Source organism: Aeromonas dhakensis, from assembly GCF_000820305.1.
GTDB classification, from domain to species: Bacteria; Pseudomonadota; Gammaproteobacteria; order Enterobacterales; family Aeromonadaceae; genus Aeromonas; species Aeromonas dhakensis.
This window is the reverse complement of sequence record NZ_CDBH01000032.1, coordinates 16,867-41,284: the sequence shown is the minus strand read 5'-3', so window position 1 is coordinate 41,284 and position 24,418 is coordinate 16,867. Positions and strand designations below refer to the sequence as shown.

25 protein-coding genes are annotated in these 24,418 nt (G+C 64.0%); 17 read left to right on the top strand and 8 right to left on the bottom strand.

All coding sequences use genetic code 11. The features are described from left to right. Nucleotides 1-26 precede the first annotated feature (26 nt). A complete protein-coding gene (gene nudF / locus BN1143_RS07820) occupies nucleotides 27-668 on the bottom strand; it encodes an ADP-ribose diphosphatase (protein WP_026139168.1) in 642 nt (213 codons plus the stop codon). Nucleotides 669-973: 305 nt separating this feature from the next. On the opposite strand from nudF, the gene tolC reads away from it, so the two are divergent. Beyond that, nucleotides 974-2,299 (top strand): outer membrane channel protein TolC, encoded by a 1,326-nt coding sequence (gene tolC / locus BN1143_RS07815; protein WP_042050203.1) that lies wholly within the window; start codon nucleotides 974-976, stop codon nucleotides 2,297-2,299. Nucleotides 2,300-2,434: 135 nt separating this feature from the next. Here the strand turns inward: tolC and hldE are convergent, their stop codons facing one another. Next, nucleotides 2,435-3,862: a bifunctional D-glycero-beta-D-manno-heptose-7-phosphate kinase/D-glycero-beta-D-manno-heptose 1-phosphate adenylyltransferase HldE gene (gene hldE / locus BN1143_RS07810; RefSeq protein ID WP_042050201.1), complete on the bottom strand. Its 1,428-nt coding sequence runs from the start codon at nucleotides 3,860-3,862 to the stop codon at nucleotides 2,435-2,437. A gap of 263 nt (nucleotides 3,863-4,125) precedes the next feature. On the opposite strand from hldE, the gene lpxL reads away from it, so the two are divergent. Both lpxL and BN1143_RS07800 read left to right on the top strand, forming a co-directional pair. Then, a complete protein-coding gene (lpxL, locus tag BN1143_RS07805) occupies nucleotides 4,126-5,049 on the top strand; it encodes an LpxL/LpxP family Kdo(2)-lipid IV(A) lauroyl/palmitoleoyl acyltransferase (protein ID WP_042050200.1) in 924 nt (307 codons plus the stop codon). A gap of 150 nt (nucleotides 5,050-5,199) precedes the next feature. Beyond that, the gene (locus BN1143_RS07800) at nucleotides 5,200-5,667 is read left to right on the top strand and encodes an energy transducer TonB (RefSeq protein WP_005305352.1); all 468 of its coding nucleotides are present in this window, start codon (nucleotides 5,200-5,202) and stop codon (nucleotides 5,665-5,667) included. 100 nt (nucleotides 5,668-5,767) lie between these two features. Here the strand turns inward: BN1143_RS07800 and BN1143_RS07795 are convergent, their stop codons facing one another. Beyond that, entirely contained in the window at nucleotides 5,768-6,730 is a 963-nt protein-coding gene (locus tag BN1143_RS07795) for a CYTH domain-containing protein (protein WP_042050199.1), read from the bottom strand. A gap of 169 nt (nucleotides 6,731-6,899) precedes the next feature. Here BN1143_RS07795 and BN1143_RS07790 point away from each other — a divergent pair, with 169 nt between their 5' ends. The 3 genes from BN1143_RS07790 to ybaK all read left to right on the top strand — a co-directional run bounded on the left by BN1143_RS07790 (nucleotide 6,900) and on the right by ybaK (nucleotide 9,486). Further along, complete coding sequence (locus BN1143_RS07790) at nucleotides 6,900-7,580, top strand: TIGR00153 family protein (RefSeq protein ID WP_005305357.1); 681 nt, start codon at nucleotides 6,900-6,902, stop codon at nucleotides 7,578-7,580. Nucleotides 7,581-7,604: 24 nt separating this feature from the next. Beyond that, complete coding sequence (locus BN1143_RS07785) at nucleotides 7,605-8,870, top strand: inorganic phosphate transporter (RefSeq protein WP_005305360.1); 1,266 nt, start codon at nucleotides 7,605-7,607, stop codon at nucleotides 8,868-8,870. Nucleotides 8,871-9,015: 145 nt separating this feature from the next. Continuing rightward, nucleotides 9,016-9,486 (top strand): Cys-tRNA(Pro) deacylase, encoded by a 471-nt coding sequence (gene ybaK, locus BN1143_RS07780; protein ID WP_017788178.1) that lies wholly within the window; start codon nucleotides 9,016-9,018, stop codon nucleotides 9,484-9,486. Between the two features lie 46 nt (nucleotides 9,487-9,532). Here ybaK and BN1143_RS07775 read toward each other — a convergent pair whose 3' ends face one another. Genes BN1143_RS07775 through BN1143_RS07765 form a run of 3 tightly spaced genes read right to left on the bottom strand, consistent with a single transcriptional unit; the run spans nucleotide 9,533 to nucleotide 11,179 of the window. Beyond that, nucleotides 9,533-10,267, bottom strand: a complete 735-nt coding sequence (locus BN1143_RS07775) for a GNAT family N-acetyltransferase (protein ID WP_042050198.1) — start codon at nucleotides 10,265-10,267, stop codon at nucleotides 9,533-9,535. Then, nucleotides 10,257-10,694, bottom strand: a complete 438-nt coding sequence (locus BN1143_RS07770; protein WP_042050197.1) for a rhodanese-like domain-containing protein — start codon at nucleotides 10,692-10,694, stop codon at nucleotides 10,257-10,259. Before BN1143_RS07770 ends, BN1143_RS07775 begins: the two co-directional genes overlap by 11 nt. 17 nt (nucleotides 10,695-10,711) lie before the next feature. Next, complete coding sequence (locus BN1143_RS07765) at nucleotides 10,712-11,179, bottom strand: OsmC family protein (protein ID WP_042050196.1); 468 nt, start codon at nucleotides 11,177-11,179, stop codon at nucleotides 10,712-10,714. A 131-nt stretch (nucleotides 11,180-11,310) separates the two neighbouring features. Between BN1143_RS07765 and pdxR the strand changes: the two genes are divergently transcribed. Together pdxR and BN1143_RS07755 are read left to right on the top strand one after the other, a co-directional pair. Then, nucleotides 11,311-12,747, top strand: a complete 1,437-nt coding sequence (gene pdxR, locus BN1143_RS07760) for a MocR-like pyridoxine biosynthesis transcription factor PdxR (RefSeq protein WP_042050195.1) — start codon at nucleotides 11,311-11,313, stop codon at nucleotides 12,745-12,747. A gap of 54 nt (nucleotides 12,748-12,801) precedes the next feature. After that, complete coding sequence (locus tag BN1143_RS07755) at nucleotides 12,802-13,680, top strand: hypothetical protein (RefSeq protein ID WP_042050194.1); 879 nt, start codon at nucleotides 12,802-12,804, stop codon at nucleotides 13,678-13,680. A gap of 6 nt (nucleotides 13,681-13,686) precedes the next feature. Here BN1143_RS07755 and BN1143_RS07750 read toward each other — a convergent pair whose 3' ends face one another. Continuing rightward, on the bottom strand, nucleotides 13,687-14,562 hold the full coding sequence (locus BN1143_RS07750; protein WP_042050193.1) for a LysR family transcriptional regulator: 876 nt from the start codon (nucleotides 14,560-14,562) through the stop codon (nucleotides 13,687-13,689). A gap of 127 nt (nucleotides 14,563-14,689) precedes the next feature. Here BN1143_RS07750 and BN1143_RS07745 point away from each other — a divergent pair, with 127 nt between their 5' ends. The 4 genes from BN1143_RS07745 to BN1143_RS07730 all read left to right on the top strand — a co-directional run bounded on the left by BN1143_RS07745 (nucleotide 14,690) and on the right by BN1143_RS07730 (nucleotide 17,740). Further along, complete coding sequence (locus BN1143_RS07745) at nucleotides 14,690-15,091, top strand: CidA/LrgA family protein (RefSeq protein ID WP_005305385.1); 402 nt, start codon at nucleotides 14,690-14,692, stop codon at nucleotides 15,089-15,091. Beyond that, nucleotides 15,084-15,773, top strand: coding sequence for an LrgB family protein (locus tag BN1143_RS07740; RefSeq protein WP_042050192.1), 690 nt, complete (start codon nucleotides 15,084-15,086; stop codon nucleotides 15,771-15,773). Before BN1143_RS07745 ends, BN1143_RS07740 begins: the two co-directional genes overlap by 8 nt. A gap of 100 nt (nucleotides 15,774-15,873) precedes the next feature. Next, entirely contained in the window at nucleotides 15,874-16,788 is a 915-nt protein-coding gene (locus tag BN1143_RS07735; RefSeq protein WP_042050190.1) for a hypothetical protein, read from the top strand. A gap of 73 nt (nucleotides 16,789-16,861) precedes the next feature. Further along, nucleotides 16,862-17,740 (top strand): type 2 periplasmic-binding domain-containing protein, encoded by an 879-nt coding sequence (locus tag BN1143_RS07730; RefSeq protein ID WP_042050189.1) that lies wholly within the window; start codon nucleotides 16,862-16,864, stop codon nucleotides 17,738-17,740. 100 nt (nucleotides 17,741-17,840) lie between these two features. Here BN1143_RS07730 and BN1143_RS07725 read toward each other — a convergent pair whose 3' ends face one another. Further along, the gene (locus tag BN1143_RS07725) at nucleotides 17,841-19,079 is read right to left on the bottom strand and encodes a multifunctional CCA addition/repair protein (RefSeq protein ID WP_042050188.1); all 1,239 of its coding nucleotides are present in this window, start codon (nucleotides 19,077-19,079) and stop codon (nucleotides 17,841-17,843) included. 271 nt (nucleotides 19,080-19,350) lie between these two features. On the opposite strand from BN1143_RS07725, the gene exeA reads away from it, so the two are divergent. The 5 genes from exeA to mltC all read left to right on the top strand — a co-directional run bounded on the left by exeA (nucleotide 19,351) and on the right by mltC (nucleotide 24,397). Beyond that, complete coding sequence (exeA, locus tag BN1143_RS07720) at nucleotides 19,351-20,994, top strand: type II secretion system protein ExeA (RefSeq protein ID WP_017778382.1); 1,644 nt, start codon at nucleotides 19,351-19,353, stop codon at nucleotides 20,992-20,994. Continuing rightward, nucleotides 20,994-21,677: a GspB family T2SS assembly factor variant ExeB gene (exeB, locus tag BN1143_RS07715; RefSeq protein WP_042050187.1), complete on the top strand. Its 684-nt coding sequence runs from the start codon at nucleotides 20,994-20,996 to the stop codon at nucleotides 21,675-21,677. Before exeA ends, exeB begins: the two co-directional genes overlap by 1 nt. A gap of 183 nt (nucleotides 21,678-21,860) precedes the next feature. Beyond that, the gene (gene mutY, locus BN1143_RS07710; RefSeq protein ID WP_017778384.1) at nucleotides 21,861-22,922 is read left to right on the top strand and encodes an A/G-specific adenine glycosylase; all 1,062 of its coding nucleotides are present in this window, start codon (nucleotides 21,861-21,863) and stop codon (nucleotides 22,920-22,922) included. Nucleotides 22,923-22,930: 8 nt separating this feature from the next. Next, nucleotides 22,931-23,203 carry an oxidative damage protection protein gene (locus BN1143_RS07705; protein ID WP_005305420.1) on the top strand — a complete coding sequence of 91 codons (273 nt, stop codon included), beginning with the start codon at nucleotides 22,931-22,933 and terminating at the stop codon, nucleotides 23,201-23,203. A gap of 93 nt (nucleotides 23,204-23,296) precedes the next feature. After that, complete coding sequence (mltC, locus tag BN1143_RS07700; protein ID WP_005305423.1) at nucleotides 23,297-24,397, top strand: membrane-bound lytic murein transglycosylase MltC; 1,101 nt, start codon at nucleotides 23,297-23,299, stop codon at nucleotides 24,395-24,397. The last annotated feature ends 21 nt before the right edge of the window (nucleotides 24,398-24,418 follow it).

Here is a 24,418-nt window from a genome sequence, read left to right as displayed (position 1 = left end):
TGGCCTGGGTATGAACGAGCGCCACCTCAGCGCTCCGCCAGCCAGCGGGCACGCAGCTCGCCGTGATTGAGAGCCAGCCACTGCAGGGCGATGACCGAGGCGGCGTTGTCGATGCGCCCCTCTTTGAGCCAGGCATAGGCCTGCTCGCGGCTCACCACGTGCACCCGGATGTCTTCCCCCTCTTCCGCCAGACCGTGGATCCCCTCGGCCTGGCTGGCATCCACTTCGCCCACGTAGACCTCGATCCGTTCGGTGCTGCCGCCCGGGCTCACCAGATAGCTGATGGCGTGCTCGCAGCGGCCGACCTCGATGCCCGCCTCTTCCACCGCTTCGCGCCGCACCACGGCCTCGGCGGTCTCCCCTTCATCTATGATGCCGGCCACCAGTTCCAGCAACCAGGGGGTGGCGCTGGTCTCGATGGCGCCGATGCGAAACTGCTCCACCAGCACTATCTGATCGCGCACCGGGTCGTAGGGCAACAGGGCGGCGGCATGGCCACGCTCGAACAGCTCGCGGACGATGGGCTCGTTCCAGCCTCCCGCAAACAACTTGTGCTGCAGGCGATAGATGTTCACCTTGAAGAAGCCGTTATATCCCGATGATTTATCGATGATTTTCACGTCATCGGCAGAGTAGTGACGGGTTTGGGGCAAGGCTTGCTGCGACATACGAGACTCCCACCAGCTTGACTTGGCTCGGTTAGACCATAAAATCCGGGAACATGAATGAACATTCATTCACTCGCTCCCGTCGGAGAAGAGGGATGGATTTTAGCAGCCACAGGGCATTTGGCTAGGCGCGAGGGGGAGAAAACTCACCCTCGTCCTTGACGTTCCTGTCGCTGGAAAAGAGACAGTTAGCATAAAATTTTGCTTATAGTAGAGTGATTAAGCTGAAATCAAGCTTGCTCAATGACAATACCCTCCTTCATCCAGCGACAGCTTTGGGTTAATACATAAGGTTAAAACGATCTATGAAAAGAACACTCTTGTCAGCCATGGTGTTGTTGGGCGTCAGCGCCGGCGCCCATGCCGAAAACCTGCTCGATATCTACCAACAGGCCCAGATCAAGGATACCCAGCTGCTGGAATCCAAAGCCAAACGCGACCAGGCCTTCGAGAAGATCAACGAGTCCCGCGCCTCCCTCTTGCCGCAGATCAACCTGGGTGCCGGGCTGAACTACCTGCAGAACAAGGGTGACACCCAGACCAACAGCAACGCCACCGGTTCCCTGTCGCTGGATCAATCCATCTACCGCCGCAGCAACTGGGTCAACCTGAGCCTGACCGAGAAGAGCGCCACCCAGTCCGACGTGGCCTACAACCTCGAAATCCAGAACCTGATGCTGCGTACCGCCCAGGCCTATTTCAACGTGCTCAAGGCCATGGACACCCTGGAGTTCGTGCGCGCCAACAAGGCCGCGGTGGAACGCCAGCTGGAACAGACCCAGCAGCGCTTCGAAGTGGGCCTGACCGCCATCACCGACGTGCACGAAGCCGAGGCCGAGCGCGACCAGGCGCTGGCGGACGAGATCAACGCCGAGAACACCCTGGACAACAGCTACGAGAGCCTGCGCGAGCTGACCGGCATCGACCACCGTCAGCTGGACGTGCTCAACACCGATCGCTTCAGCCCGCAGAAGACCCCGTTCAACTCCGACAAGTGGCTCGAGCTGGCACTGGACAAGAACCTGCAACTGCACAGCGCCCGCATCGGCAAGGATATCGCCAAGGAGCAGATCGATCTGGCCAAGACAGGTCATGAGCCGACCCTGGATCTGGGTGCTGGCCTCTCCAGCACCTACAGCGACTACAAGGACGAGATCCGCAACCCGGAGAGCAACGCCAATCAGGCCAACATAGGTCTGAACTTCAAGCTGCCGCTCTACACCGGCGGGGCGACCACCTCCCAGGTCAAGCAGTCCCAGTTCAACTACGTGGCCGCCAGCGAGCAGCTGGAGCGCAGCTTCCGCAACGTGCAGAGCACGGTGCGCTCCTCCTACAACAACGTGAACGCCAGCATCGGCTCGGTGCGCGCCTACGGCCAGTCCGTCATCTCCGCCGACAGCGCCCTGAAGGCGACCGAAGCGGGCTACGAGGTCGGCACCCGCACCATAGTCGACGTGCTGGACTCCACCCGCAAGCTGTACCAGGCCAAGCAGAAGCTCTCCGAGGCCCGCTACAACTACATCCTGAGCATCCTCTCCCTCAAGCAGGCCGCCGGCACGCTGGAACAGAAGGATCTGGAAGACGTGAACCAGGGGCTGATGCCCGCCAGCCAGGCCAAGAGCAAATCCTGAGCCGATTGATGGCAGCAAAAAGGCGACCCCAGGGTCGCCTTTTTCATCTCTGGCCTGCGGGGATCGGTGGGTTCGAATCGCCGTCCAGCTCCCACCGCAGAGCATAAAAAAACCCGGCCTTGGCCGGGTTTTCGCTTATCCGCGTTCGCGGATGGTCTTGATGATGTCGGTGGTGGAGCAGCCATCCTCGAAGTTGAGGACCCGCACCTCGCCGCCGTTGGCGGTCACCTCGGCGTAGCCGGCAATCTCTTCCGGCTTGTAGTCGCCGCCCTTGACCAGCAGGTCCGGCAGCACCTCGGCGATCAGTCGCTGCGGGGTCTCCTCGGAGAAGGGCACCACCCAGTCCACTGCGCCCAGCGCGGCCAGCACGGCCATCCGGCGCTCGGTCGGATTGACCGGACGACCCGGCCCCTTGAGGCGGCGCACCGACTCGTCGGTGTTGACCGCCACGATCAGGCGATCCCCCAGCTTGCCGGCATTGGCCAGGTAGGAGACGTGACCTGCGTGCAGGATGTCGAAACAGCCGTTGGTCATCACCACCTTCTCGCCACGCAGGCGGGCGGCCTGCACGGCAATCTTGAGCTGGGCTTCGGACATGACGCCAAAACCGGTCTCCTGCTCGGTGTAGAGCGCATTGGCGAGCTCGACCGGGCTGACGGTGGAGGTCCCCAGCTTGCCGACCACGATGCCGGCGGCGGTGTTGGCCAGGGCACAGGCCTCGTCCAGGCTCTTGCCGGCGGCCAGCGAGGTGGCCAGGGTGGAGATGACGGTATCACCGGCACCGGTCACGTCATACACCTCGTGGGCCTGGGCCGGCAGGTGCAGCTCGGGCTGACCTTCGCGGATCAGGGTCATGCCGTTTTCGGAACGGGTGACCAGCAGGGCCTCCAGCTCGAAGCGCTTGACCAGCTCCAGCCCCTTGGCAACCAGCTCCTCTTCGCTTTTCACCTTGCCCACCACGGCCTCGAACTCGGACATGTTGGGGGTCAGCAGGGTGGCGCCGCGGTACTTCTCGAAATCGGTCCCCTTGGGATCGACCAGCACCGGGATGCCGGCGGCGCGAGCGCGCTGGATCATGCCGGGCACGTCGTTGAGGGCGCCCTTGCCGTAGTCGGAGAGAATCATCACGTTGCTGTTCGGCAGCGCCTGCTCCACCTTGCCCATCAGCAGGGTGGCATCCACATCGTGGAAGGCCTCTTCGAAATCGAGGCGCAGCAGCTGCTGGTTGCGCGACAGCACCCGCAGCTTGGTGATGGTCGGATAGTCGGCCAGACGAACGAAATCACAGGCGACCTTGACGCCGGCCATCTGGCCAGCCAGGGCATCGGCAGCCTCATCCTGACCGGTCAGGCCCAGCAGCACGGCGTGAGCCCCCAGGGCGGCGGAGTTGAGCGCCACGTTGGCGGCGCCACCCGGGCGCTCCTCAATGTGTTCGACCTTGACCACGGGCACCGGTGCCTCGGGCGAGATCCGGCCGGTGGGGCCATGCCAATAACGGTCCAACATGACATCGCCAACGACCAGAATGCGGGCTTTTTCAAACTCGGGCAGGGTGATCTTCATCTGTATCGACTCTCAAAACCTGAAAAATCAGCCGCCGATTTTATCACACTCTTTTATTGGGTGTGAAAAAAGCGCAAAGGCGCCGCTTGGTGCTTTTCAGCTCTGACCAGGGCAGAGGTCATTCGCACCCGGACCCGCTTTTCGGCTAGAATCCCCCGATTGCGAGTAAAACGATCCGCTCTGGATATCCACGTGCTTTTATCGCCTCCCCTTATCCGGCCGGGTCTTCCCTGCCCATGGCGATTGCGAACAAGAGACTTTTCATGGCCCACGACAATGCTCCCCGTCTAGAACCCCGCCTGTTTCATCCCCGTTACTGGGCCAGCTGGTTCGGTCTCAGCCTGCTCTGGCTGCTGGTGCTGCTGCCCTGGCGCAGCCAGATGTTGCTGGGTCGCCAGCTCGGCAACCTGGCCCGCAAGGTTTTGAAATCCCGCGTCAAGGTTGCCCGCCGCAATCTGGAACTGGCGATGCCCGAGTTGAGTCGGGATCAGCGCGAAACGCTGCTCAAGCAGAATTTCGAGAGCGTGGGCTGCGCCATCTTCGAGGTGGGCATGGCCTGGTTCTGGCCAGACTGGCGGATGCGCAACCTGATGAAGGTGGAAGGGGAAGAGCACGTCATCGCCGCCATGGAGAAGGGTCAGGGCATGCTGCTGCTCTCCTGCCACTTCCTGACGCTGGAGCTCAACGCCCGCTGTTTCGGCCTGGTGCGACCCGGGGTCGGCGTCTACCGTCCCAACACCAATCCGGTACTGGAGTATGCCCAGTATCACGGCCGCTGCGCCTCCAACAAATACCTGGTGGACCGGATGGACGTGAAGGGGATGATCAAGGCGCTGCGCAACGGCGATGCGCTCTGGTACGCGCCGGATCACGACTACGGCAGCCATGCCAGCGTGTTCGTGCCCTACTTCGCGGTGGAGCAGGCCGCCACTATCACAGGCACCGCCACCCTGGCGCGGGTGAAAAACACCGTCACCCTACCCTGCTACAACATCCGCACCAGCGAGGGTTACACCCTGCATATCGGGGCGCCGCTCGCCGACTATCCGAGTGGCGACGACCTGGCCGATGCGGCCCGAGCCAACCGCGAGATCGAGGCCGCCGTGCGCAAGGCGCCGGAGCAGTACATGTGGCTGCACCGCCGCTTCAAGACCAGGCCCAACCCGGAGGATGCGGGTTACTACTGAGCCAATCAGTGCAGAAAGCCGCCGAAAGGCGGTTTTTTCTGGCCTGTCGCCGGTAAAGGGTTTTCATTCGTGGCTGAATATTTTATTAATGGCCCTGCCGAGCGGCGGGTCCCGGCTCGCCTGCAATACCAATAACGAAGGGAAGCGAACATGAAAGCCACTCTTTTGCTGGGCGCCCTGTGCGCATTGACCGGCTGCAGCCAGCAGAGCCACACCGTCCACCTGACCTCCCTCCCCTTAAGCGATCTCAAGGAAGTGAACGCCCAGTGGAGCCCGCTCACCCGGATGGAGTCCCGCTACCCCAGAGAGGCCATCCTAGCGGAGCAGACCGGCTGCAGCTCCCTCGAGTACGTGATTAGTCCAGCGGGGCGGGCCGAGCAGATCCGGGTGCTGGAGAGCAGCGATCCACAGTTCAGCGATGCCGCCATCGCCGTGCTGCAGCAGTGGCAATGGCAGGCCACCGCCGCCAACCCGCAGCACAGTCCGGTCAAATCCCGCACCCGCTTCGAATTCTGCATCGAGCACAACGGCCAGCCCTGCGACACCAGTGCACTGGAACAGCGCTGTCAGGGGGAAGACGTGGTGCGCAGCACCGGGCTGGTCTACACCCAGGTCTGATCTGGCCTCGATTGCCTGCCGGCGACGCGCCCACCGCCAACCAAAGAAAAAGGTGAGCCAGGCTCACCTTTTTTGCATTGCAGGCGCGACCCAGCTCGGCTCATCCGCCTTGCCGGTGCAGCCAGGCGGCGATGGCCAGTTGCAGGCCCACGTAATCGGCCTGCAGAAACAGCGCCGGCAACGCCTGCTGCCAGTCGGCCTGCCCGGCGACCAAGGCCAGCCGCTGCCCGAGCCGGGTCAGGGTGTCGAGCCAGGCCGGGGGCGGCAACAGGTCGGCCGCCTCGGCAACCAGAACCATCCCCAGGCGCAGCTGTTGCAACGCCAGCGTCTGCTGCGCGGCGTCCGTCTGCTCCAGCCAGAACTGTTCATGGTGCTGCCAATGCTGCAGACCCAGGGTGATGCGCGCTACAGCACTCAGCTCGGTGACCGCGGGCAGGGACTGCAGCGCCAGTGGCTTGCCAAGCCCCGCCAGTCGATACCCGCGCTGGGCCTTGGACTGAGCCCCGAGGCGCAGGCCGCCCAGCCCCGCCAGCTGCTCAGCCAAGCCAAACAGGGCGCTCGCCTCGCCAGATTTGAGCTCCAGCTCCAGCTCGTCGATGGGGCTCTTGCCGAGCACGCCGACGATCTCCCCCTGATCCCAGGCCAGCTCGATTTCGGCCCCCTCGAAGGCGATCAGCCAGTGGCGACGCAGAAAGTCGGTGCGAAACTGGGCCACCAGTTCGCCCTGGATCCCGTCGCGCACCGCCAGGCTTGGCCAGATCGCATCGGGGAAAGCGGCCAAGGCAGGCTGGTCGCCCTCGACGGGGGCATTGTATTCGGGTCTGGCATGCAATCCGCCCACCACCTGACCCCGACATTTAATCGTCTGTTCGGCAAAATCATCGCTGCGACGAATTCGCAATCCCATTTCGAGTCGGCGTAAATCCAGCGCGGGCGTATCAAAATAGACATTGCCGAGCTCGGCTTGGGAGCTGGATATAATTTCCAGTGAATTCAGAAGGTTGAAAAAAGGCTGTCGAATATCTCGGGAGACAAAAAACTTTATCTCGATCTCAGTTTGCATAGTCATTCCGGGCTGGCAGGCAACTTTGGGGGGCGTGATGCTAAGCGCGAGGATATAATGCCTGCGATACATCAGGATTAATTCACGGTTTTATTGATGGCGCAGTTCGGTTACCATGCGCCCCTCATAAAATCGTATCGAGTGTTTTTTCACCGACACAGGTTTGGCCATGCCAGTAAATACTATTTTGGGGCTTTTTGCCAAGTCCCCCATCAAGCCGCTGCAGAAGCATATCGTCAAGGTTCACCAGTGCTCCCAGCAGTTGGTTCCCTTCTTTGATGCCGTTGCCGAAGACCGTTGGGAAGATGCCGAGAAGATCCGGCAACAGATTGCCCAGCTGGAGAAAGAAGCGGACATCCTCAAGCGTGAAATCCGTCTGAAGCTGCCCCGTGGTCTGTTCCTGCCGGTCGCCCGTACCGACCTGCTCGAACTGCTGACCCAGCAGGACAAGATCGCCAACCGTGCCAAGGATATTTCCGGCCGCATGCTTGGCCGCAAAATGGAATTCCCCTCCGAGATGCGGGCCGATTTCATGGCCTATCTCAAACGCTGTATCGATGCGACCGCCCAAGCCGAGAAAGCCATCGGAGAACTCGATGAGCTGCTCGAAACCGGCTTTAAAGGACGTGAAGTTGAAATGGTTGCCGAGATGATCCACCAGCTGGATCTTATCGAGGACGATACTGACACCATGCAGATCGGGCTGCGCCAACAGCTGCAAGCCGTTGAGCAGAAATACAATCCGATCGACGTTATGTTCCTCTACAAGATCCTCGAATGGGTAGGTGACCTGGCAGATCAGGCCGAGCGTGTAGGCGCCCGTCTGGAACTGATGCTGGCTCGTTCGTAATCGACTGACTGGGTAAAACACTGAATGGACATTATCGCGAATTACGGCACCACTCTGGTGCTCGTGGCGGCCTTGTTCGGCTTTTTGATGGCCTGGGGCATTGGCGCGAATGACGTGGCCAACGCCATGGGCACGTCGGTCGGCACCAAATCCCTGACCATCCGTCAGGCGATCATCATCGCCATGATCTTTGAATTTGCCGGTGCCTATCTGGCCGGTGGTGAAGTCACCGCCACCATCCGCAACGGCATCATCGACAGCAACGCCTTTGCCGCCACTCCGGATCTGCTGGTGCTCGGCATGATCGCCTCCCTGCTGGCCGCCGGCGCCTGGTTGATCCTGGCCTCCTACTTCGGCTGGCCCGTCTCCACCACCCACTCCATCATCGGCGCCATCGTCGGCTTCGCCGTGGTGAGCGTGGGCCCGGAAGCGGTGCAGTGGAGCAAGTTCGGCGGCATCGTCGGCTCCTGGGTGGTCACTCCGGCCATCTCCGGCGTCATCGCCTACTTCATGTTCATCAGCGTGCAGAAGCTCATCTTCAACACCGATGATCCCCTCAACAACGCCAAGCGCTACGTCCCCTTCTACATGTTCCTGACCGCGCTGGTGATCTGCCTGGTCACCATCAAGAAGGGGCTGACCCACGTCGGTCTGCACCTGAGCGATGGCGAGGGTATCCTGCTCTCCGTTGCCATTTCCATCGCAGTGGCCTTTGCCGGCTGGATCTACATTCGCGGCCAGCAGTACAACCCGCAGGATGACAGCAAGATGCACTTCGCCAACGTGGAGAAGGTGTTCGGCATCCTGATGATCATCACCGCCTGTGCCATGGCCTTTGCCCACGGCTCCAACGACGTGGCCAACGCCATCGGTCCGCTCTCCGCGGTCGCCTCCATCGTGGCGGCCGGCGGCGAGATCGGCGGCAGTTCCCACATCGCCTGGTGGATCCTGCCGCTCGGCGGCATCGGCATCGTGATCGGTCTGGCCACCATGGGCGAGAAGGTGATGGCGACCGTCGGCACCGGCATCACCCACCTGACCCCGAGCCGTGGCTTCGCCGCCCAGCTGGCCACCGCCGCCACCGTGGTGATCGCCTCCGGTACCGGTCTGCCCATCTCCACCACCCAGACCCTGGTCGGTGCTGTCATGGGCGTGGGTCTGGCCCGCGGTATCGCGGCCCTGAACCTGGGCGTGCTGCGCAACATAGTGGTCTCCTGGGTCATCACATTGCCTGCGGGTGCCATCCTGGCCATCGCCATCTTCTACGTGCTACAGATCTGCTTCTCCTGAGGCGCACCGCAGTGAAGAGCCCGGGTCATTGACCTGGGCTTTTTTGTCTCTCTCCCCTTATCCCTCCCTGTCAATGCAGGCTGCTTGCATCACCCGCCCGGCAGGCGCAGACTGTTTGGCCTTGTTTCGACTCAAGGCTCTCATCATGACACCAGCCATCAACCTGCTGAAAAAGCTCAAGATCCCCCACAAGCTCTACCCCTACGAGTGCGAAGCCCACGACGACTTCGGCAAGCATGCCGCGACCCAGCTCGGCCTGCCGGAAGCCCAGGTGTTCAAGACCCTGATCGCCCACCACGACAAGCAGGCGGTGGTGGCCATCGTCCCATCGTCCGGGCTGTGCAGCCTCAAGCAGCTGGCCAAGGCCACCGGTCTCAAGAAGGTGGAGATGATGAAGCCGGCAGAGGCCGAGAAGCTGACCGGTTACAAGGTGGGTGGCATCAGCCCGCTGGCCCAGAAGAAGCTGTTGCCCACCGTGCTCGACGACTCTGCCATGCAGTTTGACGAGATCCTGGTGAGCGGCGGCAAGCGCGGCCTCTCGGTCGGGGTAGCCCCCGCCGACATGCTGCGCCTGATGAAGTGGATTGCCGCCCCCATCGGCGAGCACCATGACTAACGCCTGAAATGACAGAGGCCCCGCGAGCGGGGCCTCGTTTGTCTTGTCACGGCAACTGACCATCGGCACGACAAGCTGTGGTCAGTTCGGACAACCGCAACCGCTGCCTGCCGCGCTCATCGAAGTTGTCGGGCGCCAGCCAGCGCGCAAAGCAATCCTGCAGCGCCGGCCACTCACTGTCGATCACCGAGAACCAGGCGGTGTCCCGCGTCCGCCCCTTGTCCACCCGGTTCTGGCGAAAGGTCCCCTCGTAACTGAAACCGAGCCGCAGCGCCGCCTGCCAGGAGGGCTTGTTCAAGGCATTGCACTTCCATTCGTAACGACGGTAGCCGAGGGCGAAGGCATTGGCCATCATCAGCGCCATGGCCGCCGTCGCCAGCCTTGAGCGCTGCAGGGCGGGGGAAAAGTGCAGCCAGCCCACCTCTATGCTGCCCGCCAGAGGGTCGATGCGCAGGTAGCTGGCCAGCCCCAGCGGCTGTTCGCCATCCTCGTCGAAGATGGTGTAGAACTGGGGGTCTGTCTTGGCGGCGCACTCTCGCAGCCAGACCAGCATATCCGCCTCTGTTGCATAGGGGCCTGTGGTCAGATAGGTCCACATGGCCCCACTGTCGGCGCGGAAGGCCTGCCACAGGCCGGGGCCGTGACGCTCGGGATCCAGCGGCTCCAGCCGGCAGCCCCAGCCGTTGAGCGTGCGGCGGGGCGGAAACTCGGCGCCCCGCCAGTCGGGCAGCGGCGCTCCGACCGGCTGGTCGAACTCGTTCAGATGGATATCAGCAGCCACAGGCAATCCCTCCCGTTTGCAGCACACCCGGTTCGCTACCGGTAGCGACCGCAAAACCGTCCTGCCGCCACCAGTGCAGGCCACCGATCAGCTCCTTGACCTGAAAGCCGAGCGCCGCCAGCTTGCAGGCGCCACGGGTCGAGCCGTTGCAGCCGATGCCGTCGCAATAGCAGACATAGACCTTGTCCCGCGCCAGTACTGCCGTGGTGGCCGGGTTCATAGTGGCGTGGGGGAAGCTGATGGCACCGGGGATGTGTCCCTCGGCGTAGTGACCGGCAGAGCGGGTGTCGATGACCACGATCTGCTCTTCCCCGGCCAGCAGATCGGCGGCCAGATCCGCCGGGTCGGTGCGAAAGGCCAGCTGGGCCTCGAAGAAGAGGCGGGCTTGCTCGGCGCTGGCCAGTCCGCTGCTCAATACATGACTCATAGTGACGCTCCTTGTACTCACACCCGGATCCGGGTGGTGATGACTGTGGTGACCGAGTTGGCGATGAAACACTCCTCGTGGGCCTGGTGGTGCAACTGCTCAAGCGCGACCAGATCCGGCTGGCGTTCGCCGCCGAACTGCACCAGCGGCTGCAGGGTGACCCGGGTGATGGCCTGACGAGTGCGGGTATTGGCCTCCATGATGCCCACCGCCTCGTCCCGGTAGCTCTCCACCCGATAGCCCGCCCTGGCCGCCAGCCAGAGGAAGGTGAGCATGTGGCAGCTGGAGATAGCCGCGACGAAGGCCTCTTCCGGATCGACGTGCTCGGCCACCGACCAGGGCAGCGGCACCACGTGGGGGGACGAGGAGGCGGGCACCCTGACGCCGCCGTCGAACTCCCACCAGTGGGCCCGGCTGTAGCGTTGATCGACGAAGGGCTCGCTAGCCCCGCGCTGCCAGCTGATGGTGGCGCTGTACTCCGACATGCAGACTCCTTTCTCAATTGCCAATCGTTGTGGATCCCGAACCTTGAGCCTCAATGTAGCGACATAATGGCCTTGCCACGCCGACCAATTTTGCCAATATGAGCAGACCAATTAGCGCCCGGGAGCTCCCCATGCCTGCCCTGCCCACCCTGTTTGCCACCCAGCAAGCCAGCGATCTGCCGCTGCACGAACAGCTGGTGCGCACCCTGCGTTCGGCCATGCTGGCCGGCCACCTGCCCCAGCACAGCCGGCTGCCCGCCAGCCGCATGCTGGCCGCGGATCTGGGGGTCTCTCGCAGCACGGTGGAGCTGGCCTATGGCCGGCTGGAGGCGGAAGGCTATCTGGTACGCAAGGTGGGGGCCGGCAGTTTCGTGGCGCTGGCGGCGGTCTCCCCGACTCCGCGCCCGCCCCAGTCAGCGGCCGGTCTGTCGCGCCGAGGTCAGGAGATGGCCGACAGCGGCGCCTGCCACGACGTGCCCGAGGTGGGCCGCTCCTTTGCCTCCAGCCAGCCGGATCCCCGCCTCTTCCCCCAGGCCCTGTGGGGCCGGTTGATGCAGCAGCAGTGGCGCCGGCACGCCGGCGACTGGATGAATTACGGGGATCCGCAGGGGCTGGAGGCACTGCGCGGCGCCATCAGCAGCTATCTGGTGCAGTCGCGCGGCGTGATGTGCGAGCCGGATCAGATCCTGATCCTCACCAGCTCCCAGCAGGGGATCCTGCTGGCGACCCAGCTGCTGATCGATGCCGGCGATACCGTCTGGGTGGAGGACCCCGGCTACCCCGGGGCCCGCACCGCCATGGAGAGTGCCGGCGCCCGGGTGCACCCGGTGCCGGTGGATGAAGAGGGGCTCAACCCACAGGGGGATCACCCGGCGCCGCGGCTCATCTACACCACGCCGGCCCACCAGTATCCCCTCGGCGTGCCCATGAGCCTGCCGCGGCGGATGGCGCTGCTGGCCGAGGCCGAGCGGCACGGCGCCTGGATCCTAGAGGACGACTACGACGGCGAGTACCAGTACGATCAGCGGCCGCTCCCCGCCCTGCAGGGGTTGGATGGTCAGGGACGGGTGCTCTACGTGGGCACCTTCAGCAAGGTGCTGTTCGGCTCGCTGCGCCTCGCCTACCTGGTGCTGCCCAGGCCGCTGATGGAGTCCTTCTGTCGGGCCCGGGCCGCGGTCGACGGCCACAGCAACCAGCTGCTGCAAGCGGTGACTGCCGACTTCATCCGCGCCGGCCACTTCGCCACCCACCTGCGCCAGAGCAGGTTGGTCTATCAGAGCCGCCGCGACCTGCTGCTGGCCGAGCTGGTCAGCCACTGCCCCGCCCTCACCCCCATCCACGGCGGGGCCGGCCTGCAGTGCGCCGTGCGGCTGCCCCCCGGCGGCGAGGCGCGCTGGACAGAGGCCGCCAACGCACAGGGGCTGGGGCTGCGTCCCCTCGGCCAGTTCTACCTGGGCCCGCCAACGCAGGAGGGGTGGCTGCTCGGCTTTGCCTCCCTCGACAACCAGACCCTGCGCCGCCTCTGCCGCCGGCTGGGCAGCCTGCTGGCAAGCGACCGGCACGCCTGAACGGCTGAGGGCCGAACTATAATGGATGAAACAAAATCATAGAGCCTAGCCTGGATGTATAGACTCCTGTTCCTGCTTCTCTCCCTCTTCCTCTCCTCCACGTCGTTGGCGGCGACCCGCTTTACCTATATCAGCCCGGAGAGCGAGAAGGACCCACGCATGACCTATGACAGGGAGCTGCTCCGCCTCGCCCTCGACAAGACCCGCGACACCTTCGGTGACTATGAGCTGCAACCAGCGCCGCCCATGACCAAGGCTCGGGTCCGGCTCAGTCTGGAGCTCAACAGCTTTACCAACCTGTTCGCCATGGACAGCTACAGCAGCGCGCGGGACGAGAAAGGGCTGGCCTATGTCCGTTTTCCTGTCCATCTTGGCATCGTCAGTTACCGCATCTGTTTCGTCAGCCCAGGCCAACAGGCGGCCATGGCACAGGTGCACGACCTCGAGGGGTTGCGTCGCTTCAGCTTCGGTCAGGGCAAGGGCTGGCTGGACGTGGAGATACTGCGCCATGCAGGCCTCAAGGTGGTGGAGGTCGACGGCTACGAGATGCTGTTCAAGATGGTGGCTCGCGGCCGCTTCGATCTCCTGTGCCGCGGGGCGAGCGAGCTACGCAGCGAACTGCTCACCCACAAGGAGATCAAGGGGTTGAAGATGGACAGCTCCCTGCTGCTCTACTATCCGCTGCCCAGGGTCTTCTATACCAATGCCGCCAACGGCGAGGCCATGAGGCGGGTGGAGACGGGGCTGCAGCAAGCCTGGCAGGATGGTTCGCTGCAAGCCTTGTGGCGCCGCAGTTTCGGTCCCGCCATCGCCTTCGCCGGGCTCAAGCAGAGGCGCATGCTGAAGCTGGAGAATCCTTTCCTCAAGGGCATCAACTTCGATTACCAGCACTACTTCTACAACCCGGCGACGGATCGCTTCGGCAAACCCTGATGAGGCTCAGCCCTGCTCGCGGCAGAGCGCCAGCCAGGCCTCGGCGGTGCGGGAGAGATAGCGCTCGCTCGGCCAGATCACCCCGAGCCGCCAGCTCAGCTCTGGCACCAGCGGCCTCAGCACCAGGCCGTCCGGCGTCAGCCGGCGGCAGATGGGCTCGGGCAAAAAGGCGACCCCCATGCCGCTGCGCACCATGGCGGTGAGAAAGTCCCACTGGCTGCTGCGCGCCGCCACCTGAGGCTCGAAACCGGCCACCCGGCACGCCTGTTCCAGCCGCTCGCTCAGGGTGAAAGCCTGGGTGTAGAGCAGGAAGGGCTCGTCCCGCAGCGCCTCCAGCCGGATCTCGCCGCAATCCCGCCAACGCGGCAGATCGGGCAGCACCACCTGAATGGGATACTGATCCAGCTCCAGGACGCTCAAAGCCCCCTCCTCCCTGGTCGGCAGCATGGTGATGGCGAGATCCAGCTCCCCTTCCAGCACCGCCTGCTCGATGCGCCGGCCACCGTACTCGACGATGGAGAGTTCGACCTTGGGGTAGCGGCTGCGATAGGCGCGGATCAGATCCGCATAGACGTGACCCACCATGGGCGGAATGCCGAGGGCCAGCCGGCCAAATTGCAGGCTCTGCAGATCGGCGAGTTCCGCCTCCAGTTGCTGCATTTCGGCCAGGATGGTCTGGGCCCGGTTGAACAATACCCGGCCGCTGTCGGTCAGGGTGAAGCGGCGTCCCGCGCGGCTCAGCAGGGGCTGGCCCAGCTCCTCCTCCATGTTGCGGATCATCTTGCTGATGGTGGGCTGGGTGACGAACAGTTTCTCGGAGGCGCGGGTGAAGCTCTGTTCCCGCACCAGTTCGACAAAGTAACGCAGGGCGCGGATGTCCATGGCGATCTCCTGACAGACGGCAAAACTGAATCATGCCTATTTGGCATGATTTTGATAATTTTAATTCATTTTTTGCAGGTTTAACCCATCCCTATACTGTGAGCAAGTTCACAGAAAGACCCATATCATGAAAGCCCTCTCCCTTCGCTGGTTACAAACCCCCTTCCAGATCCTGTTGCTGGCCGCCATCTGGCTGCTGGCCGATACCGCGGTGCGCACCCTCCACCTGCCGCTGCCCGCCAACCTCACCGGCATGCTGTTGCTGCTGGCCTGCATCCTGCTCGGGGTGGTCAAGGCCCAGTGGTTTGAAGCCGGCGCCCGCTGGCTGCTGGCGGAAATGCTGCTGTTCTTCGTCCCCGCCGTGGTGGCGGTGGTTAACTATCAGGAGCTGCTGTTGCAGGAGGGGTGGCGCATCATGGTGGTGCTGCTGGTGAGCACAACCCTGGTGCTCGGCACCACGGCGCTGGTGGTGGACAGGGTCTACCGCCTCGAGTTGAAACTGGCCCGCCGGAGTCGTCGCCATGTCTGATACCCTGCTCGGCCTGCTCTGCTTCGCCCTGACCCTGCTCTTCTACTACGCCAGCAAATGGCTCTACGGCAAGAAGCGCATCCTGCCACTGATGCCGCTGCTGCTGGCGCCGACCCTGCTGGTGGCGGTCGTCATGCTGTTCCATATCCCCTATCAGGACTACATGGCCGAATCCCATTGGCTGCTCTGGCTGCTGGGGCCGGCCACCGTGGCCTTCGCGGTGCCGGTCTACGAGAACCGCCGGCTCATTCGCCGCCACTGGCTGTCACTGTCGGTGGGGGTGGTCGCCTCCGTCATGATGGCGGTGGGCAGTACCGTGCTGCTGGCCCGCTGGCTTGATCTCTCCGACATGCTGCAGCGCAGTCTGGCGATGCGCTCCATCACCACCCCCTTCGCGGTGGAGGCGACCCGCGCCATCGGCGGTCAGAGCGATCTCACCGCGCTGTTCGTGGTACTGACCGGCGTCATCGGCATGGCGGTGGGAGAGAGCGTGCTCACCCTGCTGGCCATTCGCAGCCGGCTCGGCAAGGGGGCGGGCTTTGGTGCCTCGGCCCACGGCGCCGGCACCGCCAAGGCCTATCAGATGGGCAACGAGGAGGGGGTGGTCTCCAGCATGGTGATGATGATCGCCGGCATGGTGACAGTGCTGCTGGCGCCTCTGCTGGGTCAGCTGTTCTGGTAGCGATCGCGCGGCAGGTAAAGGCCGCAGGTTCCGGCGCCGGAGAGCCCGTCCCGACGCCATCAACCGCTACACTCAACTCAATGTGACAGTAGTGAGCGGTATGATGAACCACAGAACGATGATCCTGGGGCTGCTGGCCGGCAGTCTGCTCTTCTCCCCCCTGCTGCCGGCCGCGGACATAGTGACCTATGTCAGCCCGGAGAGTGACCGGGATTTACGTTCCCTCTACGGCCAGCAGCTGCTGCAGCTGGCCCTGGAGAAGACCCGCGACAGCTTCGGTGACTACGAACTACGCCCGGCCCCGTCCATGAGCCGGACCCGGCTGCGTCAGGTGCTGCAATACAACCTCTACCCCAACCTGCTGGCCATCGACAGCTTCCCGCGCCCGGAGGGGAGCCACGACCTCGACTATGTCCGCTTCCCGGTGGATCTCGGCATTCTCGGCTATCGCATCTGCTTCGTCAGCCCCAAGCAGCAGCAGGCCGTGGCCCGGGTGCGCACCCTCAGCGATCTGCAGCAGTTCACCCATGGCCAGGGCCGCGGCTGGCAGGATGCCGACATACTGCGCGCCGCCGGCTTCAAGGTACAAGAGGTCGAGGGCTACGAGCGGTTGTTCAAGCTGGTGGTGCGCGGCCGGGTTGACCTCTTCTGCCGGGGTGCCAACGAGCTGCTGAGCGAGCTGGATACCCACAAGGATCTGGGGCCGCTGACGGTCGACCAGCATCTGGCGCTCTACTACCCCTTCGTCCACCTCTTCTACAGCCACAAGGAGAACCAGCGTGCCCTGCGCCGGATCCGGGCCGGCCTGCAGCTGGCCTGGCAGGATGGCTCACTACAGGCGCTCTGGCTCAAGGCTTACCAGCCGGCGCTGGCGTTTGCCAGGCTCGACCAGCGGCAACTGTTCAGACTGGACAACCCCCTGCTGCAGGGACTCGACTTCGATTACCACCCCTATCTTTACGATCCCCTCACCCAGCGCTTCGGACCGGGCGAGCCCGCCACCGGCAAACCCTGACCCTGCCTCTGCCACCCACGGCCGGGAGAGTCACTACACTCAGAAGAGTCTCTGCTTTTCACAGGATCGCATGATGCACTGGACCCTGCTGCTCGCCCTGTTGACGGCCATGCCCGTGCTGGCCGGCCCGACCCTGTTCACCTACATGAGCCCGGAGAGCGAGCACGACCCCAGAAGCACCTATGATCGCGAGGTCCTGCGCCTGGCGCTGGAGAAGACCCGCGCCAGCCATGGCGACTACCGGATGCAGGCCGCCCCCCCCATGACCCTGGCCCGGATGTGGGTCAGCCTGCGCTTCAACCACTACCCCAACCTGTTCGCCATGGACAGCTATCGCGCCGATCGGGACATGAGCGGCATCGACTACGTGCGCTTTCCCATCCATATCGGCATCGTCAGCTACCGCATCTGCTTCGTCAGCCCCACCCGCAAGGATGAGGTTGCCAAGGCCACCAGCCTGGATGAGCTGAAGCGCTTCGACATCGGCCAGGGCAAGGGCTGGCTCGACGTAGAGATCCTGCGCCGGGCCGGCTTCAAGGTGCTGGAGGTGGAGGGCTACGAGCAGTTGTTCAAGATGGTGGCGCGCGGCCGTTTCGATCTTTTCTGCCGCGGTATCAACGAGTTGCCTCAGGAAAAGCTGAACCACAAAGAGGTGGAAGGGCTGATGATGGATGAGAGCCTGGCCCTCTACTATCCCCTGCCTCGGGTCTTCTTCACCCACAACGGCAACCGGCAGGCCATCGACCGGGTGCAGCAGGGGCTCAAGGCCGCCTGGCGCGATGGCTCCCTGCAGGCGCTCTGGCTGAAGGCATTCAAGCCCTCCCTCAGCTTCGCCCACCTCAATACCCGCCGGCTGTTCCGGCTGGAAAACCCCTACATCAAGGGGATCGACTTCAACTACCAGGCCTACTTCTACGACCCGGTGCATGAGCGATTCGGCCCTGGTGACTAGGCGGCCACCCGCCATGCCGGCGCGACCATGAAAAAGCCCGGGTCACTGACCCGGGCTTTTTTGTCCATGCCTCGTCTCCATGCCTCGTCTCCATGCCTCGTCAATCCTCGAGGAAGGTCCACTCGTCGCGCACCCGGCTGATGGCATCGAGCCGGCGCTTGGCCAGCTGCTCGCGAATAGCCTCCCCCTTGAAGCCGGCCGCCACTATCTCCTTCACCGGCACCGCCTGGGCGGCCGCCAGCGCCTGCGCCACATAGTCGGGTTCGGCATAGACCCGCTCCTCGAAGCCGGTACGGCCGTGAAAGTCGGCCCGGCAGGCGTCCAGCAGCTGGGCGAAGCGCTCGGGCCTGCGCCAGGCATCGGCCTTGTCGAACACCTTGAGCAGGGTCGCCGGCTTGAGCTCGAAGGCGATGTGGATATGGGTGTGCAGGTCGCTCACCAGCAGCGCCAGGTCGCGACACTCGTTCGGTACCCGGAAGCGCTCGCAGAAGTCGCGGATGAGCGGCAGCCCCTTCTGGCCGTGACCGTGGTGGCTCGGCCAGAATTCCGGCGGGGTCAGCCCCTTGCCAAAGTCGTGGCACAGCGCCGCGAAGCGCACCGCCAGCTCGGGGGAGAGGCGGCAGGCCTGCGCCAGCACCATCATGGTGTGGATGCCGGTATCGATCTCCGGGTGCCACTTGGCGGGAGCCGGCACCCCGAACAGGGCGTCCAGCTCGGGGAACAGGGCGGCCAGGGCGCCACACTCGCGCAACACCTCGAAGAACACCTGCGGGGTCGGCCCCAGCAGCACCTTCTCCAGCTCCTTCCAGACCCGCTCCGGGGTCAGGTGGGCCAGCTCGCCAGCCTGGGTCATCTCGCGCATCAGCGCCAGCGTCTCGGGGGCCACCACGAAGCCCTGGGCGTGGAAGCGGGCGGCGAAGCGGGCCACCCGCAGGATGCGCAGCGGATCTTCGGCAAAGGCGGGGGAGACGTGGCGCAACACCCGTTGTTTCAGATCCTCGATGCCGCCATAGGGATCGTGCAGTTGCCCCGCGTCATCTTCGGCGATGGCGTTGACAGTGAGATCCCGGCGCAGCAGATCCTGCTCCAGCGTCACCTCAGGCGAGGCGTGGCAGACGAAGCCGGTGTAACCCTGCCCCTGCTTGCGCTCGGTGCGGGCCAGCGCGTACTCCTGCTGGGTCTTGGGGTGCAGAAACACGGGAAAGTCGCGGCCTACCTGGGTAAAACCCCGCGCCAGCATCTGTTCCACGGTCGCCCCGACCACCAGGTGATCCCTGTCCCCCTGCGGCAATCCCAGCAGGCGATCCCGCACCGCGCCCCCAACCAGATAAGTCTGCAAGCTCTGTCTCCCTTGATAAACCTGTCCCGATTATACCGGTTTGACCGATGGAGACTATTCCCGGCCCGACATCGATGCCATGCGAGCCCGGTTGGCGGGCCGCCCTCGATACTCACAGGCCCTTTTTCCCACCGCCAGCCGCCATGGCCGCAACCCTGATTTCCCCACCTGTATATCAGGGTGCGCGCTGGCCCCCCTTATGGCATCCGGGTCTTTGACATCCCTTGGGGGAGGCTTTAACCTGCCGCCCATAACAACGGAATGGATCCTTATGTACACACAGTTCTTCGGTCTGTCGGAGCACCCGTTCTCCATCTCGCCCAATCCCAAATACCTCTACATGAGTGAACGGCACGGGGAAGCCCTCGCCCACCTCAACTACGGGTTGCAGGATGGGGGCGGCTTCGTGCTGCTGACCGGGGAAGTGGGCACCGGCAAGACCACCGTCTCCCGCTGCCTGTTGCAGCAGTTGCCGGCAGAGACCGAGATCGCCTACATCCTCAATCCATCCCTGACCGAACGGGATCTGCTGGCGGCCATCTGCGACGAGTTCCAGCTGGGCTATGGCCAGGATGCCGGCCTCAAGCAGCTGTTCGACCTCATCCGCGATCACCTGCTGGCCAATCTGGCGGCTGGCAAGCGCAGCGTGGTGCTGGTGGACGAAGCCCAGCACCTGCTGCCCGGCGTGCTGGAGCAGTTGCGTCTGCTCACCAACCTGGAGACCGACGAGAAGAAGCTGCTGCAGGTGGTGCTCATCGGCCAGCCCGAGCTGCAGCAGATGCTGCGCCAGCCCCTGCTGCGCCAGCTGGCTCAACGCATCACCGCCCGCTACCACCTGCTGCCGCTCTCCTGCCAGGACGTGGACGCCTATGTCCGCTTTCGTCTGCAGGTGGCCGGCTGCGTGCAGCCCATCTTCACCCCCAAAGCTATCCAGACCCTGCACCGCCTCTCCGGCGGCATTCCGCGCCTCATCAACCTCATCTGCGACCGCGCCCTGATCGCCGCCTTCGCCCGCGGCAGCCACAAGATAGTGCACGGCGACATCAGCCTGGCGGCCTTCGAGGTGAGCGGCATCCGTGACGAGGGCACCTGGCAGTCCGGCCTGATGGTGGCACTGGTTGGCGCCTTGCTGGTGGCCACCGGCTGGTGGGGCTGGCAATTCTTCGGGGTCTTCCCAACTCGCCCGGTGGTGACGGTGGAGGTACCGGTCAAGGTGGACGACACCCCGGAGCAGCAGGAGCAGCTGACCCGCGCCATCAATCAGGCGCTGGAGCCGGACAGCGCCATGCAGAATCTCTACAAGGTGTGGGGCTACCAGACCGAGCTGGATGAGGCCACCTGCGACAACGCGCCGCGCGCCGGCCTGCGCTGCCAGGAGGGCGAGGCCTCCCTGGCCGATCTGCAGGCGCTGCAGTATCCCGCCCTCGTCAGCCTGACCGACGAGACCGGCGGCACCTATTACGCCACCCTGGTCAACCTCGGCCCCGACAAGGCCAACCTGCTCATCGGCAACCAGAGCTGGCAGGTGGACCGGCAGTGGCTGAGCGATTACTGGGGTGGCAGCTACACCCTGCTGTGGCGCATGCCCAAGGGCGGCGTCACCCTGATCGGCAACAACGCCGGCCCCACTCAGGTGCAGTGGCTCGACAACGCCCTCAGCCGGGCCCTGCAGCAGCCGGATCGCAAGGTCCGTCGCTTCGATGCCGAGCTCAAGACCAAGCTGCAGCAGTTCCAGCGCGAGCAGGGGCTGACGCCGGACGGCATCGCCGGCAGCAACACCCTGCTGCGCCTCAACGTGATGGCCGGCGAACCCATGCCGAAGCTGGAGGATGACGCCCAGCGGGCCAGCAAGCCGGCCAAGCTGGCTCCGGCAGAGGATGATGCCATCAACACACTGTCGGAGGAGGCTTCCTGATGTCCACCCTGCTCAAGGCGCTGCGGCGGGCCGATCAGCCCCAGTTCACCCCGCACATTCCGGCAATGGGGCTGCCGGTCAGCCAGGATGAGGAACAACCCAGGCGCTGGATCTGGTGGCTGCTGGCCCCGCTGGCGCTGGTGATGGGGGCCGCCGCCAACTATGGCTGGCACCTGCTCAACAACCGCCCCATCGAGAAGACGGTGGAGGTGAAGGAGGTGGTGACCCCACCCTTCGTGCGGGTCGAGCCCAAACCGATGATCACCCGGCCGCTGCCACCGCCGCCGCCCGAGCCCGTGGTCACCCCCAAGGCCGATGCACAGCCTTCACCGGCGCCAGCCGACAGCAGCCAGGGGCTGGCCGAGCGCATCCTCAATGCCCTCAACAATACTCCGCTGCGGGATCAGGGCGCGCCGCCGCTGGTGCCGGCCGAGCTGCAGGCCACGCCGCTCAGCGCTCTGCCGCAGGCGCTCCGCCAGCAGGTACCGCCGCTGGCCTACGGCGCCCACGTCTTCTCCTCCAACCCGGCCAACCGGGCCGTGAGGTTGAACGGGCGCACCTACCGGGAAGGGAGCGAAGTCGCCCCCGGCGTCACCCTGCTCGCCATCGCCCAGGATTACATCATCCTGCAGGTGGGTGGGCAGAATGCCAGCCTCAAGGCGCTGCAGGACTGGCGCGGCTGAACCACGCATACCACCGCCATTTCAAGAGGGAGCCTGAGAGCTCCCCTTTTTAATCAATGACATGAGAACAAAGTGAGCAATCCGAGCAACACCACCTTCGCCAACCGGGCGTTGCACTGGTATCAGTGCCAAGACCGCTACACGTTAGTCAATTTAGTTTTAAATCAATAATATGAGCATAATGTGAACAACTCAGATAACGTGACCTTCGCCACCAGGATCCTGGACTGGTATCAGCTCCACGGTCGCAAGACCCTGCCCTGGCAACAGGAGAAGACCCCCTACCGGGTCTGGGTCTCGGAAATCATGCTGCAGCAGACCCAGGTCGCTACGGTCATTCCCTACTATCAGCGCTTCATGGCCCGCTTTCCTGACGTGCTGGCACTGGCCGATGCCCCCATCGACGAGGTGCTGCACCACTGGACCGGGCTCGGCTATTACGCCCGCGCCCGCAACCTGCACAAGGCGGCCCTGCAGATCCGCGACCTCCATGGCGGCCTCTTCCCGGAGCGGCTGGAGGAGGTGATGGCGCTGCCGGGGATCGGCCGCTCCACCGCGGGTGCCGTGCTCTCCCTCTCCCTTGGCCAGCCCCACGCCATCCTGGATGGCAACGTGAAGCGGGTACTCACCCGCTGGCTGGCCCTGCCCGGCTGGCCCGGTCAGAAACAGGTGGAGAACGATCTGTGGGAGCTGGCCATCCGCCTCACCCCCAAACTCGGGGTGGCCCACTACAACCAGGCCATGATGGACATGGGCGCCACCGTCTGTACCCGCAGCAAGCCCGCTTGCGACCGTTGCCCGGTGTGGGAGGATTGCCAGGGGCTGTCGCAGGGCAACCCCACCACCTACCCCAACAGCAAGCCCAAGAAGAGCATCCCGGCCCGTACCGGCATCATGCTGCTCATCCGCCACGGTGATCAGCTGCTGCTGGAGAAGCGGCCGCCGCAGGGGATCTGGGGCGGGCTCTACTGCTTCCCCCAGGTGGAGTCGGACGCCGAGGTGGCGGGGCTGTTGCAGCGGCTCGGCCTGACCGGCAGCGAGCCCCGCGAACTGGCCGGTTTTCGCCATACTTTCAGCCACTTTCACCTCGACATCCGGCCCATGCTGATCGAAACCGACGCGCCGCCGGCCCCCCTGCTCATGGAAGCGGATAACCGACTCTGGTATAACTTACGCCATCCTGCAGAGGTGGGTCTGGCGGCCGCCACGGCCCGTCTGCTCGCCTATCCGGACTTACAACCATAGAGGTCAACATGAGCCGTACCGTATTTTGCCAGCGCCTGAAAAAAGAGGGCCCGGGTCTCGATTTCCAGCTCTACCCCGGTGAACTCGGCAAGCGCATTTTTGACAACATCAGCAAGGAAGCCTGGACTGAGTGGCAGAAGAAGCAGGTGATGCTGATCAACGAGAAGAAGTTGAACATGATGAACCTCGAGCATCGCCAGCTGCTGGAGAAAGAGATGGTGAACTACCTGTTCGAAGCGGGTGAAGTGGCCATCGACGGTTATACCCCGCCCAGCAAATAACCCGTGAACGGGACCGGCCTGCGCAGGCCGGCCCCGTCGACTCACGGCAACGACGGAAGTGACGGGCGGCCCGCCGCCCAGTTTGAGGACTCTATGGGCCGAATTTTCTGGCTGCTGTGCACCCTGCTGTTTCTCTCTGCCTGCTCATCCTCCCCCAAGCCCAATGGCAACGAGGATGACGATCTCGTCAACGGCAAGGACATCCGCGGCTTTGAACACATGATCAGTGCGCTCTCCCACAACGTGAACGAGATTTGGGGGCGTGAGGCGCTGTTTGCGGGCAAGTTTGACTACGTCAAATACACGGATCAATACAAGAGCCGGGCCCACATCGACTTCTCCAGCGGCCACATCATGGTCGAGACCGTCTCCGGCATCGATCCGCGCTCCCACCTGCGCCGCGCCATCATCGAGACCCTGCTCACCCCGGACGATCCGGCGGAAGTGGATCTCTACTCCGACGCCGAGATCCTGCCCGGCGGCGAGCCCTTCCTCTACGGTCAGGTGCTGGACAACCAGGGCCAGCCGATCCGCTTCGACTGGCGTGCCGAGCGCTATGCCGACTACCTGCTCAACACGGCGATGAAGAAGCGCACCCTCGGCATCCGTACCATCTTCTTCGTCGACATCCCCATGGTGGCCAACCATGAGGACCGGCGGGGCTACAAGTACGCCAGCCTGATCCGGGAAGCCTCCCGCAAGTACGGGGTGGCGGAAAGCCTGATCTACGCGGTGATCAAGACCGAGAGCAGCTTCAACCCCTATGCGGTCAGCCATGCCAACGCCTACGGCCTGATGCAGGTGATCCCGGCCACCGCCGGGCGGGACGTCTACGTGCGGGTCAAGGGCAAGAGCGGCCAGCCGACCCGGGAGGACCTGTTCAACCCGGCCTACAACATAGACGTGGGCACCGCCTACCTGCACCTGCTGCAGACCGTCTATCTGGTGGATATCCAGGATCCGCGCTCGCGTCGCTACGCCGTCATCTCCGCCTACAACGGCGGCGCCGGCGGGGTGCTCAATACCTTCTCCAGCGACCGCAAGGCGGCGCCCGGCATGATCAACCAGCTCTCGCCCGAGGCGGTCTACCAGATCCTGACCGAGCAGCACCCCAAGGCGGAAGCCCGCCGCTATCTCTACAAGGTCAATCAGGCCGAGAAGGGGTTCAAGCGCACGCTGGCCCGCACCGGCTAAGCAGACCAAAGCAAAAGGGCG